This is a genomic window from Chryseobacterium sp. WX (assembly GCF_029542485.1).
Classification (GTDB): domain Bacteria; phylum Bacteroidota; class Bacteroidia; order Flavobacteriales; family Weeksellaceae; genus Chryseobacterium; species Chryseobacterium cucumeris.
In genome coordinates, this window is sequence record NZ_CP120710.1 from 3,555,669 (window position 1) to 3,576,360 (window position 20,692).

The window sequence follows — 20,692 nt, forward strand, 5'->3', positions numbered from 1 at the left end:
TACTATAAGAAGTTACATTATGTTGTGTAATTACTGTTACTGTGGCATCATCGGGTAAAGAAGAGAAAAAATCCTCTGTTTTACCATGCGTATGTGAAGGACCGTTTTTTATCCCGGTAATATACGTTTTGATTTAGTTTAATCGTTTTTCTGAAATCTGATTGAGTAATGCTGGTGTCCGTTTCATTGGTAAGTTCTGTTCTACAGCTGAATATAAAGGACATGATTGCCATTAAGATAAGCAAATTAATTTTTTTCATTGGTGTGATTTTGTGTTTTTAAATTCTTATTACAAGAATATTTTTTTTTGATCAATTAACAATACATTTTTTAAAAATATTTTTTAACTCCTTAAGAACACTGTGGATAGCAAAGTATCTCATAGTAATTAAATGTATCTCGTTTTGTTGCAAACAGACCTGTAAGGGACTTTTGGAGACCTCATTTGGTTTCCCACAGCTTGCAGGAATCCTTCGGTTATCACCGGAAATCTCCCGCAACTTGTTTTAAATTTCCGTACATCTCTAGAAGGTTAAAATACTATTGCTTGTAACTTCGGGAGGAATCATGCAGCTTACAAACAGCTTTGTTTTGCATTCAGGAGAATTCTACGAGTGATATTATTAAGATCATTGTAATTTATGGGAGATTGGCAGGTTGTTTTTAGAAAAATTATTAAATTTATTGCCTCAAAATCAAGCGGAAATTTCAATTATATATCATGAATTTCTTCTGAAAAATATGTCAATGAATTCAATCGTAATAAACGTAGGAAACAGCAATATCAGATTCGGTCTTTTCAATGGCGATAATTGTGATATTTCGTGGGTCATCAATACAAAACCTTACAGAACAGCAGATGAACTTTATGTACAGATGCTGATGCTCTATCAGACCTATAAAATTGATCCTAAAGAGATTGATAAGGTAATTATCGGATCCGTAGTACCTCAGCTTACCAAAGTAATGAGCTCCGGGATCAAAAAAATACACGGAACAAATCCTGTGATTGTTGACAGAAATACTCCTTCCGGAGTGCAGGCTAAATCTAAGCAGATGGGGACAGATATCTATGCCAACCTTGTGGCTGCACACAATCTGTACCCGGACAGAAAGAAGATTGTCATAGATTTCGGAACAGCACTTACCGCAAGCTGTGTAGCAGAAACAGGGGAAACTTTAGGAGTAATTATCGCTCCGGGAATTGTAACGTCTCTGAATTCACTGATTAACCAGACCGCACAGCTTCCGGATATCGAACTGAAGAAACCAAAATCTGTTTTGGGACTGGATACGGTAACCTGTATGCAAAGTGGTATGGTATATGGTTTTCTCGGTATGGTAGAAGGCTTTGTCAGCCGTATCAACGAAGAAGTGAACGATGATTGTTTTGTAGTGGCAACAGGAGGAGTTTCCCATGTCTATAAACCTCTGACGGATAAGATTCATGTGATGGACAGGCTCCATACATTGAAAGGTCTTTATTTCCTCGGAAAAGATTTATAAATTTAAATGATTAAGGTTGAGGTTGAATCCAGCTGATACTTTAGTTCCTCAATCTTACAATTAATATAATGGAAAAATTTCCCGTACTACAAACCGAAAGACTGATCCTTTCACAGCTGGAAGAAAAGGATATCCCTTTTATCGTTGAACTTCTTCAGCATAGGATTTTTTCTGATCTTACCTCCAATATTCCTTATCCATACGTGGAAAATGATGCCAGATCCTGGGTGAAAATGTCAAAAGAAGCTTTTGAGAATAATGCAGGATATACGTTTGCGATCCGGAATAAAGAAGGTCAAATCATGGGAGCTATCGGGCTGCATGACAGGGAAGATGATAAAGCTGAACTTGGTTACTGGATAGGAATTCCTTACTGGAACAAAGGATATGTAACCGAGGCTGCAAAAGGGATAATAGATTTTGGCTTTGATGAATTGAAGCTCAATAAAATTTTTGCCACTCATTTCCTTCACAATCCTGCTTCCGGAAGAATTATGGAGAAAATAGGAATGAAGAAGGAGGCTGTTCTCATAAAAGAAGTGAAAAAAGACGGAGAATATTTTGATCTGGTGAGATATTGTATTTTAAAAGACTAAAACAGAAAGTCTTGCTATTTATAAAATTGAAAGCCAGAGAATTGCAATATCCTCTGGCTTTTATTTTAAATTATCTTTTGCTTTTAAAAAATTCTTTAACAATAGAAGAGCATTCTACCTCCATGATTCCCGTAATAACTTCAGTTTTCGGATGGAGGGAAAGATGTTTATTGATAAAACCTCTTTGCTCATCTCGCGCCCCAATCACTACTTTCGAGATCTGAGACCAAGAAAGGGCACCTGAGCACATAACACAAGGTTCCATCGTTACGTAAAGCGTACAGTCTTTCAGGTATTTTCCTCCCAGGAAGTTGGCAGCAGAGGTGATGGCCTGCATCTCGGCATGGGCGGTCACATCATTTAATGTTTCCGTGAGATTGTGGGCTCTTGCGATGATTCTGTTGTTGGAAACTACTACACATCCGATAGGAACCTCATCTTTTTCTAAAGCGGCTTCTGCTTCCTGCAGTGCCATTTTCATGTAATATTCGTCGGTAAACATTAATCCGTTATCGTTAAGGTTAAAGGAAGTTTAAAGCGGTAAATAGTAGGGTCGCCCTTCAGCATTGCCGGGGAAAATTTTTCCGCCAGAGAATATAAAGCAATTTCTGCCTGTCTGTTAAAGGTAAAATTATCTCCCTGTGCATGAACATTACTGACTGTTCCATCTTTTTCAACAATAAAATCCACATCCGTTTTTATCATCTTCTCTTTAGAATATACTCCGTCAACATACAGCAGATTGGCGACTTCCTGCCTCAAAGAATTGATACCTCCGGGATAATCTGCAATCTTTTCAGCATCTGCAAACTTTTCAGATGAGGTGAGTCTGGGGTTTTTAATGGTTTGAAGGTCCTCCAGATTCCTGACTTTTAATAAAGCTCCGATCAGAGCATTGTTTTCAATGCTGTCCATTTTTTTCATGAAAAAAAGAAAGTCTCCCTTTATCGCAGCCTTTTTTGAAGTATCGGATTCTGCATCAAATTTCTTTTTGAACTCTTTATTCAGCATATTTCTGTGCTGATTATAATAACTCTTTACGAGTCTGAACTCTTCTTTCTGCTGTGCGAGAAAAAAGGAAGAAATAAAGCAGCTGATGCCAATGAATAAAGTTTTCAATAAAGGTTTATTTATGTAAATATAACAAAAAATATGAAATATATTCCTGATGATCAGCTTTCAAGATAACGGTTTAAAGATTCCTGTAAATGATTGCGGATGTCATCAACTAAACCTTTCGGTTCCAGAACGGTTACTTCTTTTCCGTAAGAAAGAATCTCCTGCATGAAATCATAAGTAGGGTGGAGGAAGAACTCAAAATAAATCTCTTCCGGAGTTTCTTTCGTTTCTTTCTGCGATTGGTGAAGAGGAAAACTTCTGATGTATTCTCCCTGATGGCGGCTGCATTTTAATACAATGTTCTGTGGTTTCTGTTCTGCCAGGTTCATCACCCCAAATGCATTTTTGAAATGCTCTCTGAAGTTGTATTTGTACTTTTCCCTGAACTGATTTTTGGCTACATCCAGATAATTGATCCTGTCAAGCCCGAATGATTTTAAAACTTTGTCTTTGGTATCAATAGCAATAAGATACCATCGGTCTTTAGATTCTTTTAAAGCCAAAGGGTGAACTTTTCTGGAGGTCATCAGTTTGTTCTTGTAATTGTAGTGTTCAAAACTTACAACTCTTTTATTTCTGATTGCAAAGAACAGATCATAAAAATGTTCTACACCAGTGGGTTTTCTGCTTTCAAAAAAGATGAAATCTGAAAAATCAGGGTGAAGATTCAGGGCATTGCTCACCTGGAAGGATTCAAGAAGTTTTTGATTGTATTCATCCACTTCCATAATCGGGCGGCTCTCGATATAATACCGGTTGTCGCCCTTTTTCTTGTTGTGAATAGAAAGGTTGAAAAGATCGGAAATCTCCCGGATATCCCTCTGCAGGGTACGGATAGAGTAGCTCTTGATTCCTGCATCCTGGAATTCAAAAGAGTTTAAAAGATAGTCCTCCAGTTGTGAATAGGTAGCCGGAGAACTTTCTAATCTTTTAATTATTAAGGCATATCTTGTCAGATAAAAATCTTTCTTCATTTCTCTATTTTTTAGGGTGCAGCAGCGCTGCATTCATGGTAAAGTTTTATAAGACAAATATATGCGGTTCATGCGACAAAACGTGTCGTGTTTTATTTTTGTTTTAAATAGACATTTATTTTTGGTCTTCAATAGTGGCTGCCGTAATATACAAAGGGAAACCTTCTTTGAAACTACTTTTTAGATGATTGTAAAAAAGTTGAAAATAATATAAGTTTTTATCTCTGACATTTTCCCGAATATTATAATGATATAATTCACCAAGAAATTCTTTAACATCTTCATAAAAAATAGAACGATTTGTAATAGGATCAAAATGTTCATTTTTGTAAGTTTTCAAATATTCCATAGAATTTTTGGTATGCTCTTCCGGTACTTTTTTCATTGTTTTCAGTACATCTCTAATTTTATTTTCCAGTGCATCAACAACAAACTCCCATGTGTTGGGTTCATAGTAAAAGTCTTTCTTCCCAAAGTCATCTCCTAAAAGTTCTTCAAAAACTTCTTTTTTGAAATCAAATTCATTCCATTCAGGATTTTCTTTATAGTCCTCTGTGCGTACATCAAAGCCTACATAGGTACCATCTGGGTTATACAACCCATTTTTTTTTACATCTGTTAATGAGATTATGATTTTATCTATTTTTTCTTCTTTCATAATAATTAGTTATTTGTGATATATTACTTTTAGTTCTTCTAATTTATTAATATCTCCTAAAAGATCATTGAATTCATTCATAGGAGTTTTCAATTCAATTTTATCAAAGCCTTTTTCTTTTGCCCAACTATAAGGAGCAATTTGTTTTACTGCTTCTATGATATTATCTTTTGTAATAGGTTTTCCTTGCATGGCTTTTTTAAATCGGGTTAAATTTACAGATTCTCCTCCATATGCAACATATGCTGAGCTCTTTTGGTAAAGACCATAGATTCCGTCAAATTCCTTTCCAAGGTCCATCTGAAGTGAGACAAAACCGTCATCATACATAGTTTTCCCCAGACTGATGTCAGAAAGATCTGCTTTATTAGCCCTTAAAGTTGCGTTTAAAGCTGGAGGAATAAAAAAATCACCTGAATATAAGTTTTTACCATTATCTTTTACTACATATACATTGCATAAAAATTGATCTTCTTTTATTTTATCATATACAGTCCAATTTTTCTTGTAATGCAATGTCTGATTTAATTCGTGAAGTTCATAGAAATATCCTTCTCCATTTTTCTTTTTAATTAAATTCCCTACATGTATATCTCCTGGTGGTAGTTGTGAATGTAAAATTCTTGTTCTTTCGGAAGCTTGTTTCGCAAAGAAGAAATTTTCCATGGCTGCTTGCCCTTCATTTTTGTAAACTACTACTGCTGCATCCATAAATTCCTTAGCTGCAGATTTACTACCTGAAAAAATTTCAGCTCCTTTAAAGAAAATGGTAACATCTGTTATTGATTCTTTTATTCCTTGTAAATAAAATAACAGCTTCCGTCCTCCTTGTGCTGCATAAAGTGCCGGGATGGCAGGTGGAATAACACTAAGCAATCCAATAGAAAGCGGACGATATATCTTTTTTGTTCCTTTTATAACTCTTACTCCATCTATTGTTGCTTCATAGGGTTCAAAATTAATTTTCTTTGCATTCATAGAGGCTCTGAGCTCTTGTGACAACCCTTTTACATTAATGAAATCGGTTGCTAAACGTGCCCACATTGCATAATGAATGTACTTTGTAATTACAGGATGGTCTTTTTTAAATTCTTTAAACAATGTAGCTCCAAAACCAGCATCTATTACGACACCGGTTGCGGAATAAGCCACACCAATTGTACTTCCTGCCTCTACAGCTGCCATTATTTCACCCACACCAAGAAGGCAGAAGGCTAGCTGTATCGTAACTTCTGCGGCAAGTATATTGGTTTCCCATGTTTCTTCATTATATAGGAGATAGACAAAGCAAGCAGGAAGTAAATAGATTTCACCTTTTTTCAGTTTATATTTTTCAATATCTTCTACAGGAGTTACACTTATGATGTCAAGAGGATTACAGGAAATAGGTTTTTGCAGATCTTCTCTTGTCATATTTGATAGAAAAGGAGCAACAAGACTCATTTTTCCAACTTTTACAAAAAGATTGAGATCTGTTGTGAATTTTAATTTGTTGTGTTTTATATCAAATTCTTCAATATTACGATTCCCAAAAGTTCTGTTATCGAATAAAATCTGTCTGCCAAATTCAAGGGAATCCGCATACTTTTTGTTCATTTCTCCCTTTTTAATGTAGGTCATATAAACTCCTGTGATAATAGTACATACTTGGGAAAATGCCTGAAATTTTAAGTTATTAAGCAAATGAAAGAGTTTTCCATCTTGCTCTAAACAGATTATAATATCAAAAAGCTCCTGCTTATTAGAACAGGTTTTAAATAATGCAGCAACAATATCTCCATTAGAGATTCCTCCTGAAATACTGAATCTTGGGAAAGCAGATTCTTCTCCACAATACATTTCGATGTATTTTTTCCTGGTTTCCATATCCAAACTGAAGAAAGGAGTATCAATGAACCATTTGAACATACTTCCTCCAGCAGTAAGATTTTGCTCTACAAAGGAATTCATATCTTCAATATTGGTGATTCTTCCGTCTTTAAGCTCCCCCATATTCTTTTTATAATCTTTCAGTTGGGCAATGAGCTGTTTCAGGTCTTTTAGAGAAATATCTTTATTATTGTTCAAGTGAATTCCAAAATAATTGTAGGGATCTGCTTTAGAAATAATCCACTCATTATAGGCATGTTTTTCTTCCGCTCTCATTTTGGCAATGGTTCTGTTTACTTCCTGTAAAGCCTTTATAGTACCTTGCTCTTTTAAATTTACTTTGTTTTTTAAAACCTGGCTTGGAATGGCAAATCTGGATTCCTGCTTAGTATTTTGTTCGCTTATAATAAATTGATAATCTGATATCGCATCATCAATAGCTGTTGAAATTTCATCGTGAGAAAAAGAAAATCCTTGTTGTCTGTCATTAATGATATTATTGATAACATATTCTTTAAACGTTATATCATCCTTAAATCCTTCATATTTAAATTCTTGTTGAGAGCTTAATAATTTATTGTAATCTTTTGATCTCCCGGTAATGGTAATATATAATTCATTTTTGCTTCCAAGTAAGTAAAATATTAATAGATCAGTATCGGTATGAGCTTTTAGAAATTTGGGATCGTTATATTCTTCCACCAATTTATTTATATCTCCATAAGCTAAAAATTTGTGGTAATAGGTAAGGCCGCTTCCATTTAAATGGCCATATTTATTTTCAGGCGAAAGTCCCAAGCCACTTATTTTGGTGATTTTAGGCATCTTTAATGAAGCTATGTCATGAGTTCCTAATGCTTTTATTGATTTCATTTTATAAGTGTTAAGTGTTTAAAAAGAAATGGCGGCTTTATGCCACCATTTCATTGAATAGTTTAATCTAAGGTGCTTGTTTCCTTATCTCCATGCTGTAATTGTGCATCTTCATCCAATCTGAAACTTGTTTCAAACTCCAATTCTGAAGGGTTTTCACAATTCTCAGGGGCATTTTCCGGGAAAATCGGTAATGGCTGATTTACCGGAAGTCCTGTGGATTTATCCTGAAGGATTGTTAAGGTAGTAGGGATTCTGGTAATCCAGTATTTCCCCTGAGGTTCTCCGGTAGGCTGTCTCATTTCGTCTACGATACTCATGTACATTGGGTCGCCGATTACCGGAACAGAACCGCCATTCCAGATCAATCCTGTTTCAAGGAAGAACTGAACAGCTGCTTCGAAACCTGGTTTTACGGTAACGATAATCCTTGCCATACCTGCCTGCAGGAAACTTCTGAACAATGGGTCCATACTTTCGCTGATGTAGAATTCCTGCCAGCTCTTACGGTTAGCCCAATAGTATGGGTAGAAGGTGTAATCCATAATTTCCCATTCGAATGCCTGTTCCATAAACTTGGCAAGGGCTGTATATCTGTCCAGATTTTCATTCAGGTATACCTGGAAATTATCCATGGTTGTTTTCTCATCGGCACCGTTAGTTGTTTCCTGGCCTAATGTATAAAGGTAATCCTGTAATAAATAAGCGATACAGTTGTGCTTTAAGACATCATGTTCCATATAACGGTAGAAAGTATCCTGTCTTTCTTTAAGCTGAGCTTCTTTTTCTTTTTGCTCTGCGTCTAATCTTGCCTGATCTTCCTGGAATTTGGCATAAGCAGCTTCATAGGCTTTAATAATATCATTAAAACTGTCTGTTTTCCACTTGCTGATAAAGGCATCGCTCAGCTCACAGTTCACAACGACTTTGATGGTATAACTTCTTACGTTGTGGCCCTTCACCTGGAAAGATACATTACCTGTGATATTGAAACCAGATGATCCATCGTCAAAATTAAGGTCTCCACCACGTTCAGAACGGCCAATCATATCTCCTTTTAAGTTTGAGAACATCACTTCAGAATAACGTGATCCTGACCATCCACCACCTCTGTTTCTTGTTGACCTGCACGCGAAACTTGCATTTTTACCAGCATAATTGTCTGGGATGGTAAATTGTGTATGATCAATTCCAAAATCATCATTTGTCTGAGGAACGCTGGAAGCAGTATGAATTACTTGTTTGGTTGCTTCCGGGAATGCCTCTAAAGTTACTCCGTATTCCTGAGCCCAATGCTGGATCTGTACAATCGTTGCAGATTTTGGATCTGCCATTAACCATGGTTCCGGTGCTTTTCTTGGATCTACAGGAGCTTTAAGCACCTGAGCCTTGGCAACAGTAAGAGCCAGACGGTGTAATCTTGAAGGTTCAGGAACCATAAATTCAAACATTGTACGCTTACCATAGTTGTAGATCTGGTTTTTCATTTTCTTGTCGATCCATCTGTAAACTCCGGTAATGTGTTTAGGCTGTGCCGCTTCAGCATTATCAGTGTTGGTTACCTTTCCTCTGTTATCATATTCATGAACATTGGTTTCCGTATATTCCTTGATGATTTTCTGTACTCTTTCTTCTGAAATTTTAGTAAGAACTCTTTCCATTGCTCTTTCTGTAATTTCCTGAGATTTCATTACAGCTTGTCTTGTACTGTCGTGCTGTGCCGTATTATTGGCATAGTCAGCTCCGATTTCAAACTTCATGGCACTGTCATTTCCATAGCTGAATCTTGTGTACGCAGAAATACTCTGCTGCTTTTCAATTTCTTTCGCAACTTCGGTCTGCATATCCGTTCTGGAAGTTTTGGAAGTGTCTGACATCTTCTCCGTTTCCTGAGATTTGGAAGTTGTATCCGTAATTTCAGAGTACTCTCTGGAAACGGAAGACTTATGTCTCAGTTCGCTTGCCATAACGTTCTCAATATTGGACACTTCTCCCGGAACATAAGCATGAACACTTTGCACGACTTTCATATAATCTGCTACACCCAATCTTTTGATCCCGAAATTTTTTCGTTTTTGGGTTGTACCTGGTTCAGGTGTACCCGGATTTTCAACTGCTGCACGCTTCAGAGTCAGCATTCCGGTAAGGTTTAAGTCTTCTTTCAGATATTGTGTGGCAATCTCTCCATAAGCCTGGCTTCCGTTATCAAAAATAATTTCTATTTTGAAACTAAAGCTGGTTCTGAATCTGTTTACCAAAGCCGCAGGTAAGGTAATTTTATTATCAACTACAGAAATATTGCTGTAATTTTCTTCGAAAGTTCCGGCAGCATCTGTTGTAGCCGTAATTTTAGCATTGGCAACACTCCACGAAACATCTTCAACTTCAAAAGAAAAATTAACAAATCCTCTGCTGCCTGCTACTACGTAAGCACTGTGAGCATACAAGCTGTATGCCATCGGTGTTCTGGTGGTATTCTGAATAAGAGGTATTGAAGCTCCGCCGATATTGGCATACTGCTGTTCCGGAAGAGGACTGTTTTGAAGTGCCGTCTCCATGGAAGCAGAGATATTGTTTCTTACAACAAGTAAAGCATCAGCATAGCTTTCAATCTCATCATCAAGAACAATGGTCTGGGCACCCATTCTTAAAGTGTCATGCGAAAGGATCTGAAGGCTATCTTTATCTTCTGCCACAGAAGTTAAGCTGGTTGTGGATTCACCGAAAAGTTCTACAAAAAGGTCGAAAGATTCCGGTGAAAGCTTTGCTTGCAAATCCTCCAAATTGATTTCATTTTTGTACGTAAATACGAAAGGCGCAACTTCATATTCTTTCAAAGTGCTGTAAAGGCGTTCTTTTTCTTCTTCGGACATGTCCGGAGTGATTTTACTGTCTACTTCGGCCAGCTTTCTGTCATACAGTTCCAAACGTTCTTTGTTTTCTGTCATATATCTGGAATACTCATCCTGGTAGGCCTGATGTCTGGATTTATGGAATTTTTTCTGAAGCTTTTCCAGTTCGGAATTCAGTGTGTTCAGGGATTCTTTTCTGTGGATGGCTTTACTGGATACAAAAGAAGCTCTTGCTTCAGATTCTAATCTCTGAACTGTTCTTGCTGCCAAAACCGGTTCGGAACCTTCAGCGTTTGCAGATGAAACTAAAGAAGCCGTTTCCGTATCCTCTGAAAATAGAATGGTAGGAAGTATAATTTTTCCATCCATTGCTTTTTCCAATGGTTTTTCTCCATTAATTTTGATGATTTCCTGATCTGTAAGGTCCTGATTGCTGGCAAAACCAAGCTGAATAGCCATTAAAATGTGGCTGATTGCTTCTTTAATATAGAAATCTCCCTGGGTAACAATCTGATAAATATAATTATTCCAAAGTTGGGAAAATATAGAAATTCCTTCTGCGTTCAGCTGTCTGTTGGTATTAATAAGGCTTTTGTAATAATCCGTAACGAACGTCCAGTCAGCGCTTTCTAATGTTTCTTTTTTAGAAAGCTTTCTTCCGATCATCAGAAGGTCTCTAAATGCTCCTTCTTCGATTTTCTTTTCGCTTTCGAATCCGGAATTGTTAAACTCTCCGGCAGCCCTTTTCATGGCTGTAAATTTTAAAGTTTTGGCAGGTCTTCCAACGACCGCTGTGTCAAAAACACCGGTTACTCCTTTAGGTCTGTGGATAAATCCTAAGTTTTTGTCTTTAATTTCTGTTAATTGAGGGTTTCTCAGACTTACAAATCTGAAAAGTGATTGTGATGCGTTATTGGTATTCATAGGGTTTGTTTCTTTATAGTTAATAATTCCTTCTCCTATTAAGGATTTTCCGACAGTAAATGCGGATTTTACTGTTGATGTATTATTTGTTGGCATTTTGTTCTTATTTTTTGGTGTATTCAAGTGTTAGAGTAAACGAATTGATAAGAGAATAATTATAATCAGGTGTATTCAACAGTTCAATAATTGCTCTTTCTCTTTCAATAGTGATGTAGACTTTTGTTCGCCACTGATTACCTGCAAATGCGGCTTTAAGATCATCCCATTCTGTAAACATTTCGTTGGAGATAATGGTTTCGAGATCCGGGAATTCAGGTCTTAAGTCAATTTCACCTGTTCTCGGAATCTGATTCAGATACAAGGTCTTTTTATAAACAGGCTTACCGTTGATCCATTTTCCACCCGTCAGCTCTTCTTTGGTACTGTAGGAATGCTGTTTGTCTGCATATTGTTTCTGGATGTAATCATTTTCCTGTGCGTTGTCTCCAAAATAAGTTTTAGAACTTAAGCCTCTGGCATTTGATACCTGATGTTCTACCATAACAGGCTCATCAGGATAATTACTTACCATAATTCCTTTACCGTCAGAATGATCGGTAAAACTCGTTAAAGAGGCTCCGGCATTACTTAAACTAAGTTTTGCACCATAAGCTCTAGCCAATACACCGTAATCTTTACTGACATCTAAATTTGATTGTATAGAATTATCTACACTGCCTGATGTGATCAAAACTCCGCTTGGAAAGAAACCTACCTGGTTTTTAATTCCGTCCTGAGTATTGATTTTATAGAGAAGAGATTCAATTTCCGGAGCTTCGGCATTTTCAAACTGGATATGACCGGAAACAGGATTGTTTGCTTCTGTTCCTGTGATAGGAATGTAGTTTTGAAAATCGGAAAGGTTTTTATATCCCAATACATTACCGGCATTAAGAACCGCAACTTTTGTATAAGTGTTATCTGCTAAAGGTGTTCTTTTTGCAGAAATCACGGCGTCAAAATCCAATGTTCTTGCAGCAAAGTCTCCACCAATTAAAGGCGTTACAAAATCATGGCGTCTTGCTACCGGATTGGATTCAATCACCAGTTTGTTGAAGGTTGAACCTCCTAATGGGGCATTACAGCCGATAACGACATTGTTGTCACCCCAAACCCCCATAGCATGTGTAGTGGAGGCGGCATTATATCCAACAAAAGTATTCGATCCCCATGCTCCTGAAGTTGTCGCTTTTCCATGAATATTTCCGGCAAAAGCACCTAAAAAAGTATTCTGAGTACCATTAGTTAAGGAATAAGCGGCTCCCAGACCAAGCGCGGTGTTATTGGTTCCGGCAATATTTTTGTTTCCTGCTTCATCTCCGATATACGTATTTCCGTTTCCTGTTGTTGTTTCAGTTCCCGCTTGTGTTCCGAAAAAAGCATTGAAATTACCTGTTGTAAGTTTAGTTCCGCTTGAAACACCTGTTGCGGTATTCCATCTTCCCGTAGTGGTTTCATTTAAAGCATAAGAACCAAGTGCTACGTTATTTGCTCCGGTGGTTAATTTTGATAATGTATTATAACCAATTCCCAATCCGTAGGCTCCGGTGTGATCCGTATTCAAATTTCCAAACCAGAAGGAATACGTTGTAGGACTGAAATTGATTTCGCCTGCTCTGCCCTGGCTTGGCTGAAAAATAATAGGTTTGGTTGTTCCGTTACCTCTGTCTATGACATTCTGTAAATTATCATTCCCGCTAAAAGTGGGTTTGTCAGAAAGGTCATTATAACTTCCTGTTAAAGCTACTTTTTTTACAGTGATTTTTTCCTGTCCTTCCTGTGATAATGTTACACTTCCATCAGCATTGGTAGTAGGAATAATGCTGAATTCAGAAAGATTGATATGAAAGGCAGAACCGTCATTCTGGGTAATGGTAATCATATTTTGAGAGGCATCATATGCTGCATTTTCAATACTGATATCACGGGTTACCAGACTGCTTAGATCTACAGATTTACTTTGCTGAACACCATTCTCACCTGTATAGAAAACAGTTAAGACATTTCCATTCAACTGTGGAACCTGAATTGTTGTCTGCGTTTCAATTTTTTCTTTCCAAAGCTGAGCATTCTGTGGGCTAAGATTGGATGCATTTACATCTGCTTTTTGAGAGAGATCATAATCTAATTGATCTGCAGGAATCTTTTCATCTTTGTGCCAATAGGAATCATGCCACTCCCAAAATTCTTCCTGTACCGGGATATCTCCGTTTTCGAAATATTTTTTTAATTCTTGTTTTGTTTTCATTTGCTTAAAAATTTTAATTGATGAGTTTTCCTCCCACGATTTCCACTGTGCTGTCAAAAGAATAAGGTAAATAGGTCGTTTCAGGGCCTAATGTTACTTTTGTAAGCTGGTTAACTCTGAAAGCATTGTTTTCAATTTTGAGTACACTGGCCGGAATGGTTACTGAGGTGAGTTGATTGCTGACAAAAGCATCCGAGTGAATTTCTGTTACTCCATCGGGAATCTCAACAGATGTCAGCTTATTGGCAGAGAAGGCTCCTTGTGAGATAATCGTTATTCCTTTGGGAAAACGAAGTTCTTTCAGTTGATTGGCTGTAAATGCTTGTATTCCAATATTGACAACACTGTCCGGAATAAATAAAGACGTCAATCTGTTATTGTAAAAAGCCCAATTGGAAATTTCGGTTACCTTTGGAGGAATTGTAAGAGTCGTTAATCCACCGTTACTAAATGCGCTTTCCTGAATACTTGTTACGGAGTCAGGGATTTCTACGTCAGTTACCTGCAGACCTGCGGTAAAATTTTTGGGAATAGTGACTGTTCCTTCTTTTATCACAATTTTCCTTTTTGAAAAGAAGGCTAATGAAGCATTTTTATCAGCATCCATTTCAGCATAGAGTATGTTGAATGTACCATTCTCCAGACCTGCGATCTTGCGCATGTCAATTTTCTCATCCTTATGCCAGTAAGCGTCCTGCCATTCCCAAAAATCTTCCTGTTTTGGGATATCTCCATTTTCAAAATAGAGCTTTAATTCTTCTTTTGTTTTCATAAAACGTTGTGTGATTGATTAATAAGTTGATTGCTGTGATCTGTTCTTTTATAAAGCATGCTCACTTTTGTGCTATATTTTCAGACATAGTTCTGGCTGTTCAGCATTTTGTGAATGGTGAATTCAAAGGAATTGAGAATGAATGTTTAATGAGTTTGCTGTACGGTTATTATAGAGATTTCAAAAGTAATGTTGAACAGCGCCAGAACTTGTCGTGTATTAATTTTTATTTAAAAAATATCTTCTTCGAGTAATCCTTTTTCAAAATCTTCCCTGAAGAAGTTTTCAATGTCAATGAGATAGTTTTCATAGTCCATCTCAGCATTTTCGATATCACTCCATTCTATTGTATAGAGATCTTCATTGAAGAGTACATCGGTATTGTGATCTGGTGTTTCCATGTTTTGTGTTGTAAGGTGTTGGTTATATTTTGAACATATTTTAGACTGTTCAGCATGAGAAAATGTTGAATTCAAAGGCTTTTAAAAGTTTTTAAGAATTGTTGTTGTGTCTTTTTAATACTCCAAAGGTAATGGGGCAAAGCGACAAAACTTGACGTGTTTTTAAAAGATTTTTTAATTTTTAAATATAATCTTAATAGCTTATATGATACTGTTATAAGGTAAAAAGCTTATATTTTATTTTTGATGAGTTTCTGAACAATCTGGTTCAAAGTTTCTCTGTGATCATCAATATAGCTCAATCCGGCTTGTATCAGATTTTCGATATTGGATCTTCTTACATTATCCATTGCGGGAGAAGCATTTTTCAGTGAAGGATTCAATCGGTAATAGTTTTTTTGATTTCTAAGTCCCAGCGTCTGAAACATTTGTTCCAGCTGATAATCCACTGTTTCTGCGTTGGCAGACATCAAAATGTCGACGATTGGGCTTACCCAGCCAATTTTTCCAGCCTTTTCCAATCTTTTAAAAGAATAAGTTCTTGCTTCAATTCCTGTTCCTATAGAGACAATGATCATGTCGTTTACGCTTGGGTGATTAGCTTTCTGATGGTTTTTTAAAACTTCTGCGAAAGGAATCTTCCTTGCTTCGGCATAAGCACAAAGCGCGGGATTATTAGCAAACATTCCTCCATCAATCAAACTGAAAATCTGGCCATACATGGATTTAATCTGAACAGGGCTAAAATACGTAGGAGCCGCTGAAGTTGCTCTGCAGATATCTCTTACATAGAAATTATCTGTGCTGAGGTTGGCTTTCCACGAGTTGAAAAGTTTTGCCCTTCTGTTCTCTATGTCATAACTTGTTATTAAACATGGTTTTATTAATTCTTTTAATTCTAAATTTCCAAAGAAATCATGTAAATTTTTTTCCAGAGCTTCCTGGGAAATTTTTTCATTCAATAATCCGAATGGATTAACCAGTTTTTCCCAAAAGGAAACCTGGAAGATGTCGCCGCCCTTTTCAGCATATAATTCCAATCCTTTCTGAATAGAATATTTTGCTTTTCGGGTTTCATCAGGAGAGAGAATAATAGAAGCAATCAGACCTCCGGTGCTGCTGCCAGCTACCAGATCAAAATAATCTCCCAGCTTGGCGGAAGGCTTATCATAATACTGGAGCTGTTCTTCTATGTAACGCAGAATAATGCAGGTTACAATTCCCCTTATTCCACCTCCGTCCAAAGAAAGAATGGTTGTCTTTTTCATGTGATATTTTTAATGGTTTGTTAAAAGGACACATGCAATCTTAAATCTACAGAACCTTATTGACTGGTCAGAAAATGTTGAGATTCCATATTGAGGTTTCATTGCTTTTTTGTTGTTTTCTTATAAAGCAAAGGTAGCTTGAGGAGGCGACAGAACGTGTCGTATTATATTTAATTTCAAATAAATGATACTAAAAAATAACGTAATTCTGTTGGTCTTTTGGCATCTTCAAGAGCGTTCTCCAACTGGTTTTTACAGGACCTTTTTTAGAGGGAATATTCTTTTTTTCGAAGTGGGGAAGGTCTTTAAATGTTTTCCAGTTTCCACCCCAGTCCCAGCCGTGACGGGCAAAAATTTTCACACATTCGTACCAATCTGCAACTTTGTCATTATCCCAGTCCTTTGCGGTATCCCAACTTGCTGTTTTCCCGTCGATCATCAGGCAGATATCTACGGCAAGTCCATAATTGTGGATGCTTTGCCCTGCCTTCGCATTGGTTACCTTTTTTCCTGAAGTAATTCTTCCGATGGCATAAAGCTTTTCCTGCTCTTCAAAAGATCTTAATCCCTGAGTGATTCGTATCTTAGCCCTTCCGGTAAGAGCTTCATCACATTCCTGTATAATCTGCTTCACTTCATCTCTTACCAACGGGTGAAGTTTCTGAATCCTTTCTAAGGTTACTTTGTCCATATTTTTTATTTTGTTATAAGACAAAAGTATAGCGCAGAGGCGACGAAACTTGACGTGTTTTATTTAAATTTTTATAATATTCAACCTTAGATAAAAAACATAATATGAAAAGAGATTTAGCAACAAGTAGCTCATCTGTACATCCAAAAAATGAGAAAAAATTGCTTTTAAATTTTTAAAAATCAAATAGAAGTAGTAAATATGATGGATAAAACACAATAGTAAATGCATACGATCCTACCTTTTTTATTAGCCATGGTGGCTGCCATTGTGCTGCTCAATATGTGGGCTACAAAATTAAAAATTGCTTATCCTGTTTTGCTCGTTGTATTCGGGCTGCTTGTTAGTTTTGTACCAGGTCTTCCGGTTGTAAAGATCAATCCGGATCTTATCTTTTTTATATTTTTACCTCCTCTTTTATTTGAAGCTGCGTGGTCTATTTCCTTTAAAGAAATGAAACGATGGTGGCGTATTATCGGAAGCTTTGCTTTTTTAGTGGTCTTTTTTACGGCACTGGCAGTGGCAGTGACTGCCAATTATTTTATTCCCGGATTTACACTTGCTCTCGGGTTTTTGCTGGGAGGTATCGTATCTCCACCTGATGCAGTAAGTACAGGAGCGATCATGAAATTTGTAAAAATCCCGTCCACTACTTCTGCTATTCTGGAAGGAGAAAGTTTATTGAATGATGCTTCTTCATTAATTATATTCCGTTTTGCTTTGATTGCTGTAGGAACCGGACAATTTATATGGCAGGAAGCCTCATTAGACTTTGTATGGATGATCATCGGAGGTGCCGGAATTGGCTTACTCTTAGCATGGATCTTTGTACAGGTTCACAAAAGACTCCCTACAGAAGCTTCTTCGGATATTGCTTTAACGATTATTGAACCTTATCTGATGTATTGGATAGCAGAACAGTTTCATGCTTCCGGAGTTTTAGCTGTGGTTTGCGGAGGTTTGTATATGTCAGGCAAACGATTGATATTTCTCAACAGTACCAGCCGAATTATGGGCTATAGTGTATGGCAGAGTTTTGTATTTATTCTGAATGGTATCGTCTTCTTAATCATCGGGCTCGAGCTTCCTGAAATTGTTGGAGGGTTGCGGTCAGAAGGAATTCCTTTGAGAATTGCTATCCAATATGGAGTGTTGGTGACCAGTGTTCTGATTGCCGCCAGAATCATAAGTTCTTATGCCGCCATGCTGGCTACATTGATTTTCCGGCCAAGTGTCGCTCCCCGTGCTTCTTCGGCAAGAAGACGCCTGTTGATGCCTTTGATGCTTGGATGGACCGGAATGAGAGGAGTTGTTTCACTGGCTGCTGCACTTGCCATTCCGATTACCCTTGAAAACGGACTTCCTTTTCCCAACAGAAACCTTATCCTTTTCATTACTTTCGTGGTGATTCTTCTTACATTACTCGTACAAGGACTTACCTTGCCATACTTCATCAAATATGGACATGTATTTGATGATTTTACAGATGAAGAGAAAGATAAAAAGGCAAGGGAAGAAATAAAACATCAACTGAAACAGCATGTTTATCATTTTCTTAAAAATAAGCATGAAAATGAACTGAACAGCCATGCAGGATTAGAAAGAATGCTCAAACAATGGGAGGAAAAAATCCAGGCCAATAATACTGAATGGATGAATGAAAAGACCAAAGATATTTTTTTTGAAATGCTGGAAAGCCAGAGACAGTTTCTTTCAGAATTGAATAAAGATATTTCCGTTAATGAAGAAATTATCCGCCATCAGCTCTATCAGCTCGACCTTGAGGAAGAACGGTTAAGAATGATTTAATCTATATCATAATTTGTTTTTTGAAAACAAAATTACAGCGCTAATGCGACAAAATATGTCGTATTATGAAATTTTATTCATTAAGAATCAACTACATTGTTTGATTTTTTATAATAAACACTTTATTTTCTAATTCCGTAATAGTATTTCTCAATTCTGAAAACATATCTTTAAGATTATAATTTTCAAAATTGGTTGAATCAAAATCTTCAGGAAAAATTCCTGATGCATATTGCCATATTTCTACAACTTCTCCCAATGGAATATCATAAGGTTGGTAAAATGAATTATCGGCAGCAACAGTTATTGATTTTTTGTTTCCAGATATGAATCGTTTATAAGAAATGCCATCATTCAAAGTCACAAAAACATAACTTTTATTCGGTTTCAGATCATCAATATTTTCAACATATTTCCCGATAATATAAGAGCCATCTTTAAAAGGCGGCATTGAATCTCCCTGGGCCGGAAAGGCACGGTACTTTCCATTGGTTAAAAAAGGAAGTGAGATTCTTTGCAGACTTTCAATATATTCCGGATCACTGTAGCCGGATAAATAACCCATTGATGCTTTTTGCGGAACGATTTCTATACTGTTATTTCCTAGTTGATCCACAATAACAGGTAAGACAATTCGATTGTCGGGAAGCTTCAGAATATCCTCCAGCGGATACTTCCGGATGTCAACAGATACAAGAAGGTCAATACTAAGATTGAAAAACTTAGAGATTTTGATTAATATTTCGATAGGCGGCTCTGATCTGCCATCTTCATAAGAAACGTATCTGGAACGGGTGAGTTTCAAAGTATTCGCTAACTCCTGTTGAGTTTTTTCTCTCTTGCCTCTTAAAAAGCGTATGTTGTCTGAAAAAATTGACATTGTTATAAATTGTAACAACAAAAATACGAATTTTGTTTAAAAACGTAACTAAATTTGTAACGTGAATCGTGCAATTGTACATATGGATTTGGATACATTTTTTGTGTCCTGCGAGAGACGTAATAACTCGCAGCTTCAGGGTATTCCTCTCATCATAGGAGGTGGAGACCGTGGAGTGGTAGCCTCATGTTCTTATGAAGCCAGAAAATTTGGGGTTCGCTCTGCAATGCCTATTCGTATGGCACTGAGACTTTGTCCTGATGCAAAAGTAATCCGGGGTGATTATGAAATGTATTCAAATTTATCTCATACTGTAACCGAAATTATACAGGGAAAAGTTCCGGTGATGGAGAAAGCAAGTATTGATGAATTTTATTTGGACTTATCAGGGATGGATAAGTTTTTTGGCTGCTATCAATGGACCAAAGAAATTGCTGAAACTGTTACTAAAGAGACAGGCCTTCCTATAAGCTTTGCACTGTCAACGAATAAGACCGTTTCAAAAATTGGTACGGGAGAAGCTAAACCTTTAGGGAGAATGGAAATCAAGGAACTGGAAGTACAGCCATTTTTAAATCCTTTATCCATCAAAAAAATTCCAATGGTAGGTGAAAAGACTTTCCAGTTGTTATCAAGAATCGGAATCCGGACCATTCATACCTTATCTGAAATGCCGGTACTTGTTCTGCAGCAAATGATCGGACTCAACGGAAAAGAACTTTGGAAAAAAGCCAATGGAATTGATGAGAATCCTGTGGTTCCTTATTCTGAAAGAAAGTCTATCTCAACCGAGAGAACCTTTACCAACGATACTATGGATATTATAGAATTAAAACGGCTGATATCGGGAATGGCAGAGCAATTGGCTTATCAACTGAGACAAGAAAAATGGCTTACTTCAACTGTGGTAGTAAAAATCCGATATGCCAATTTCGATACGGAAACTAAACAGTATAAAGTAGCTTATACTTCAGCTGACCATACACTTTCAAGAGTGGCATTGGAACTATTCAACCAGGTATATACAAGAAGAATGAGACTGAGATTGGTAGGATTACGGTTTACCGGACTCGTGCATGGCAACCATCAGATGAATCTGTTTGAAGATACAGAAGAACAGATGAGCCTATACCAGACAATGGATTATCTGAAGAACCGGTTTGGTGTTGATGCAGTTGGCAGGGCATCCGGTTTTGATTTTGGAAAATAATAT

The 20,692-nt window shown here is 36.9% G+C and carries 17 protein-coding genes; 4 read left to right on the forward strand and 13 right to left on the reverse strand.

What is annotated here, in order from left to right; all coding sequences use genetic code 11:
* Positions 1-80: 80 nt before the first annotated feature.
* Complete coding sequence (locus PZ898_RS16070) at positions 81-260, reverse strand: hypothetical protein (protein WP_277693749.1); 180 nt, start codon at positions 258-260, stop codon at positions 81-83.
* 487 nt (positions 261-747) lie between these two features.
* Between PZ898_RS16070 and PZ898_RS16075 the strand changes: the two genes are divergently transcribed.
* Together PZ898_RS16075 and PZ898_RS16080 are read left to right on the forward strand one after the other, a co-directional pair.
* A complete protein-coding gene (locus PZ898_RS16075; protein ID WP_062673778.1) occupies positions 748-1,506 on the forward strand; it encodes a type III pantothenate kinase in 759 nt (252 codons plus the stop codon).
* 68 nt (positions 1,507-1,574) lie between these two features.
* A complete protein-coding gene (locus tag PZ898_RS16080; protein WP_277693750.1) occupies positions 1,575-2,102 on the forward strand; it encodes a GNAT family N-acetyltransferase in 528 nt (175 codons plus the stop codon).
* A gap of 70 nt (positions 2,103-2,172) precedes the next feature.
* Here the strand turns inward: PZ898_RS16080 and PZ898_RS16085 are convergent, their stop codons facing one another.
* The 11 genes from PZ898_RS16085 to PZ898_RS16135 all read right to left on the reverse strand — a co-directional run bounded on the left by PZ898_RS16085 (position 2,173) and on the right by PZ898_RS16135 (position 16,790).
* Positions 2,173-2,604: a nucleoside deaminase gene (locus PZ898_RS16085; protein ID WP_062673172.1), complete on the reverse strand. Its 432-nt coding sequence runs from the start codon at positions 2,602-2,604 to the stop codon at positions 2,173-2,175.
* Entirely contained in the window at positions 2,604-3,221 is a 618-nt protein-coding gene (locus PZ898_RS16090; protein ID WP_277693751.1) for a hypothetical protein, read from the reverse strand. Before PZ898_RS16090 ends, PZ898_RS16085 begins: the two co-directional genes overlap by 1 nt.
* A gap of 53 nt (positions 3,222-3,274) precedes the next feature.
* Positions 3,275-4,195: a WYL domain-containing protein gene (locus tag PZ898_RS16095; protein WP_123278802.1), complete on the reverse strand. Its 921-nt coding sequence runs from the start codon at positions 4,193-4,195 to the stop codon at positions 3,275-3,277.
* A gap of 115 nt (positions 4,196-4,310) precedes the next feature.
* Positions 4,311-4,853 (reverse strand): hypothetical protein, encoded by a 543-nt coding sequence (locus tag PZ898_RS16100; protein WP_277693752.1) that lies wholly within the window; start codon positions 4,851-4,853, stop codon positions 4,311-4,313.
* Between the two features lie 9 nt (positions 4,854-4,862).
* Positions 4,863-7,595, reverse strand: coding sequence for a hypothetical protein (locus PZ898_RS16105; protein ID WP_216443509.1), 2,733 nt, complete (start codon positions 7,593-7,595; stop codon positions 4,863-4,865).
* A 62-nt stretch (positions 7,596-7,657) separates the two neighbouring features.
* Positions 7,658-11,467, reverse strand: coding sequence for a hypothetical protein (locus PZ898_RS16110; RefSeq protein WP_277693753.1), 3,810 nt, complete (start codon positions 11,465-11,467; stop codon positions 7,658-7,660).
* Positions 11,468-11,474: 7 nt separating this feature from the next.
* Positions 11,475-13,658 carry a hypothetical protein gene (locus tag PZ898_RS16115; RefSeq protein WP_277693754.1) on the reverse strand — a complete coding sequence of 728 codons (2,184 nt, stop codon included), beginning with the start codon at positions 13,656-13,658 and terminating at the stop codon, positions 11,475-11,477.
* A 13-nt stretch (positions 13,659-13,671) separates the two neighbouring features.
* Complete coding sequence (locus tag PZ898_RS16120; protein WP_277693755.1) at positions 13,672-14,430, reverse strand: leucine-rich repeat domain-containing protein; 759 nt, start codon at positions 14,428-14,430, stop codon at positions 13,672-13,674.
* Positions 14,431-14,660: 230 nt separating this feature from the next.
* Positions 14,661-14,831, reverse strand: a complete 171-nt coding sequence (locus PZ898_RS16125) for a hypothetical protein (RefSeq protein WP_157885767.1) — start codon at positions 14,829-14,831, stop codon at positions 14,661-14,663.
* Positions 14,832-15,061: 230 nt separating this feature from the next.
* Positions 15,062-16,099 carry a patatin-like phospholipase family protein gene (locus tag PZ898_RS16130; RefSeq protein WP_277693756.1) on the reverse strand — a complete coding sequence of 346 codons (1,038 nt, stop codon included), beginning with the start codon at positions 16,097-16,099 and terminating at the stop codon, positions 15,062-15,064.
* Between the two features lie 190 nt (positions 16,100-16,289).
* The gene (locus PZ898_RS16135) at positions 16,290-16,790 is read right to left on the reverse strand and encodes a M15 family metallopeptidase (protein WP_062673190.1); all 501 of its coding nucleotides are present in this window, start codon (positions 16,788-16,790) and stop codon (positions 16,290-16,292) included.
* Positions 16,791-17,015: 225 nt separating this feature from the next.
* On the opposite strand from PZ898_RS16135, the gene PZ898_RS16140 reads away from it, so the two are divergent.
* Positions 17,016-18,599, forward strand: a complete 1,584-nt coding sequence (locus PZ898_RS16140) for a Na+/H+ antiporter (protein WP_120232453.1) — start codon at positions 17,016-17,018, stop codon at positions 18,597-18,599.
* A 91-nt stretch (positions 18,600-18,690) separates the two neighbouring features.
* On the opposite strand, the gene PZ898_RS16145 is transcribed toward PZ898_RS16140, so the two are convergent.
* Entirely contained in the window at positions 18,691-19,479 is a 789-nt protein-coding gene (locus tag PZ898_RS16145) for a LexA family transcriptional regulator (protein ID WP_120232454.1), read from the reverse strand.
* 61 nt (positions 19,480-19,540) lie between these two features.
* On the opposite strand from PZ898_RS16145, the gene dinB reads away from it, so the two are divergent.
* Positions 19,541-20,689, forward strand: a complete 1,149-nt coding sequence (gene dinB, locus PZ898_RS16150; protein ID WP_277693757.1) for a DNA polymerase IV — start codon at positions 19,541-19,543, stop codon at positions 20,687-20,689.
* Positions 20,690-20,692: the final 3 nt, after the last annotated feature.

What these genes read in the sequence shown, in the direction of transcription:
- PZ898_RS16070 (WP_277693749.1), bottom strand. Translation starts at nt 260, where the DNA reads ATGAAAAAAATTAATTTGCTTATCTTAATGGCAATCATGTCCTTTATA.
- PZ898_RS16075 (WP_062673778.1), top strand. Translation starts at nt 748, where the DNA reads ATGAATTCAATCGTAATAAACGTAGGAAACAGCAATATCAGATTCGGT.
- PZ898_RS16080 (WP_277693750.1), top strand. Translation starts at nt 1,575, where the DNA reads ATGGAAAAATTTCCCGTACTACAAACCGAAAGACTGATCCTTTCACAG.
- PZ898_RS16085 (WP_062673172.1), bottom strand. Translation starts at nt 2,604, where the DNA reads ATGTTTACCGACGAATATTACATGAAAATGGCACTGCAGGAAGCAGAA.
- PZ898_RS16095 (WP_123278802.1), bottom strand. Translation starts at nt 4,195, where the DNA reads ATGAAGAAAGATTTTTATCTGACAAGATATGCCTTAATAATTAAAAGA.
- PZ898_RS16100 (WP_277693752.1), bottom strand. Translation starts at nt 4,853, where the DNA reads ATGAAAGAAGAAAAAATAGATAAAATCATAATCTCATTAACAGATGTA.
- PZ898_RS16105 (WP_216443509.1), bottom strand. Translation starts at nt 7,595, where the DNA reads ATGAAATCAATAAAAGCATTAGGAACTCATGACATAGCTTCATTAAAG.
- PZ898_RS16110 (WP_277693753.1), bottom strand. Translation starts at nt 11,467, where the DNA reads ATGCCAACAAATAATACATCAACAGTAAAATCCGCATTTACTGTCGGA.
- PZ898_RS16115 (WP_277693754.1), bottom strand. Translation starts at nt 13,658, where the DNA reads ATGAAAACAAAACAAGAATTAAAAAAATATTTCGAAAACGGAGATATC.
- PZ898_RS16120 (WP_277693755.1), bottom strand. Translation starts at nt 14,430, where the DNA reads ATGAAAACAAAAGAAGAATTAAAGCTCTATTTTGAAAATGGAGATATC.
- PZ898_RS16125 (WP_157885767.1), bottom strand. Translation starts at nt 14,831, where the DNA reads ATGGAAACACCAGATCACAATACCGATGTACTCTTCAATGAAGATCTC.
- PZ898_RS16130 (WP_277693756.1), bottom strand. Translation starts at nt 16,099, where the DNA reads ATGAAAAAGACAACCATTCTTTCTTTGGACGGAGGTGGAATAAGGGGA.
- PZ898_RS16135 (WP_062673190.1), bottom strand. Translation starts at nt 16,790, where the DNA reads ATGGACAAAGTAACCTTAGAAAGGATTCAGAAACTTCACCCGTTGGTA.
- PZ898_RS16140 (WP_120232453.1), top strand. Translation starts at nt 17,016, where the DNA reads ATGCATACGATCCTACCTTTTTTATTAGCCATGGTGGCTGCCATTGTG.
- PZ898_RS16145 (WP_120232454.1), bottom strand. Translation starts at nt 19,479, where the DNA reads ATGTCAATTTTTTCAGACAACATACGCTTTTTAAGAGGCAAGAGAGAA.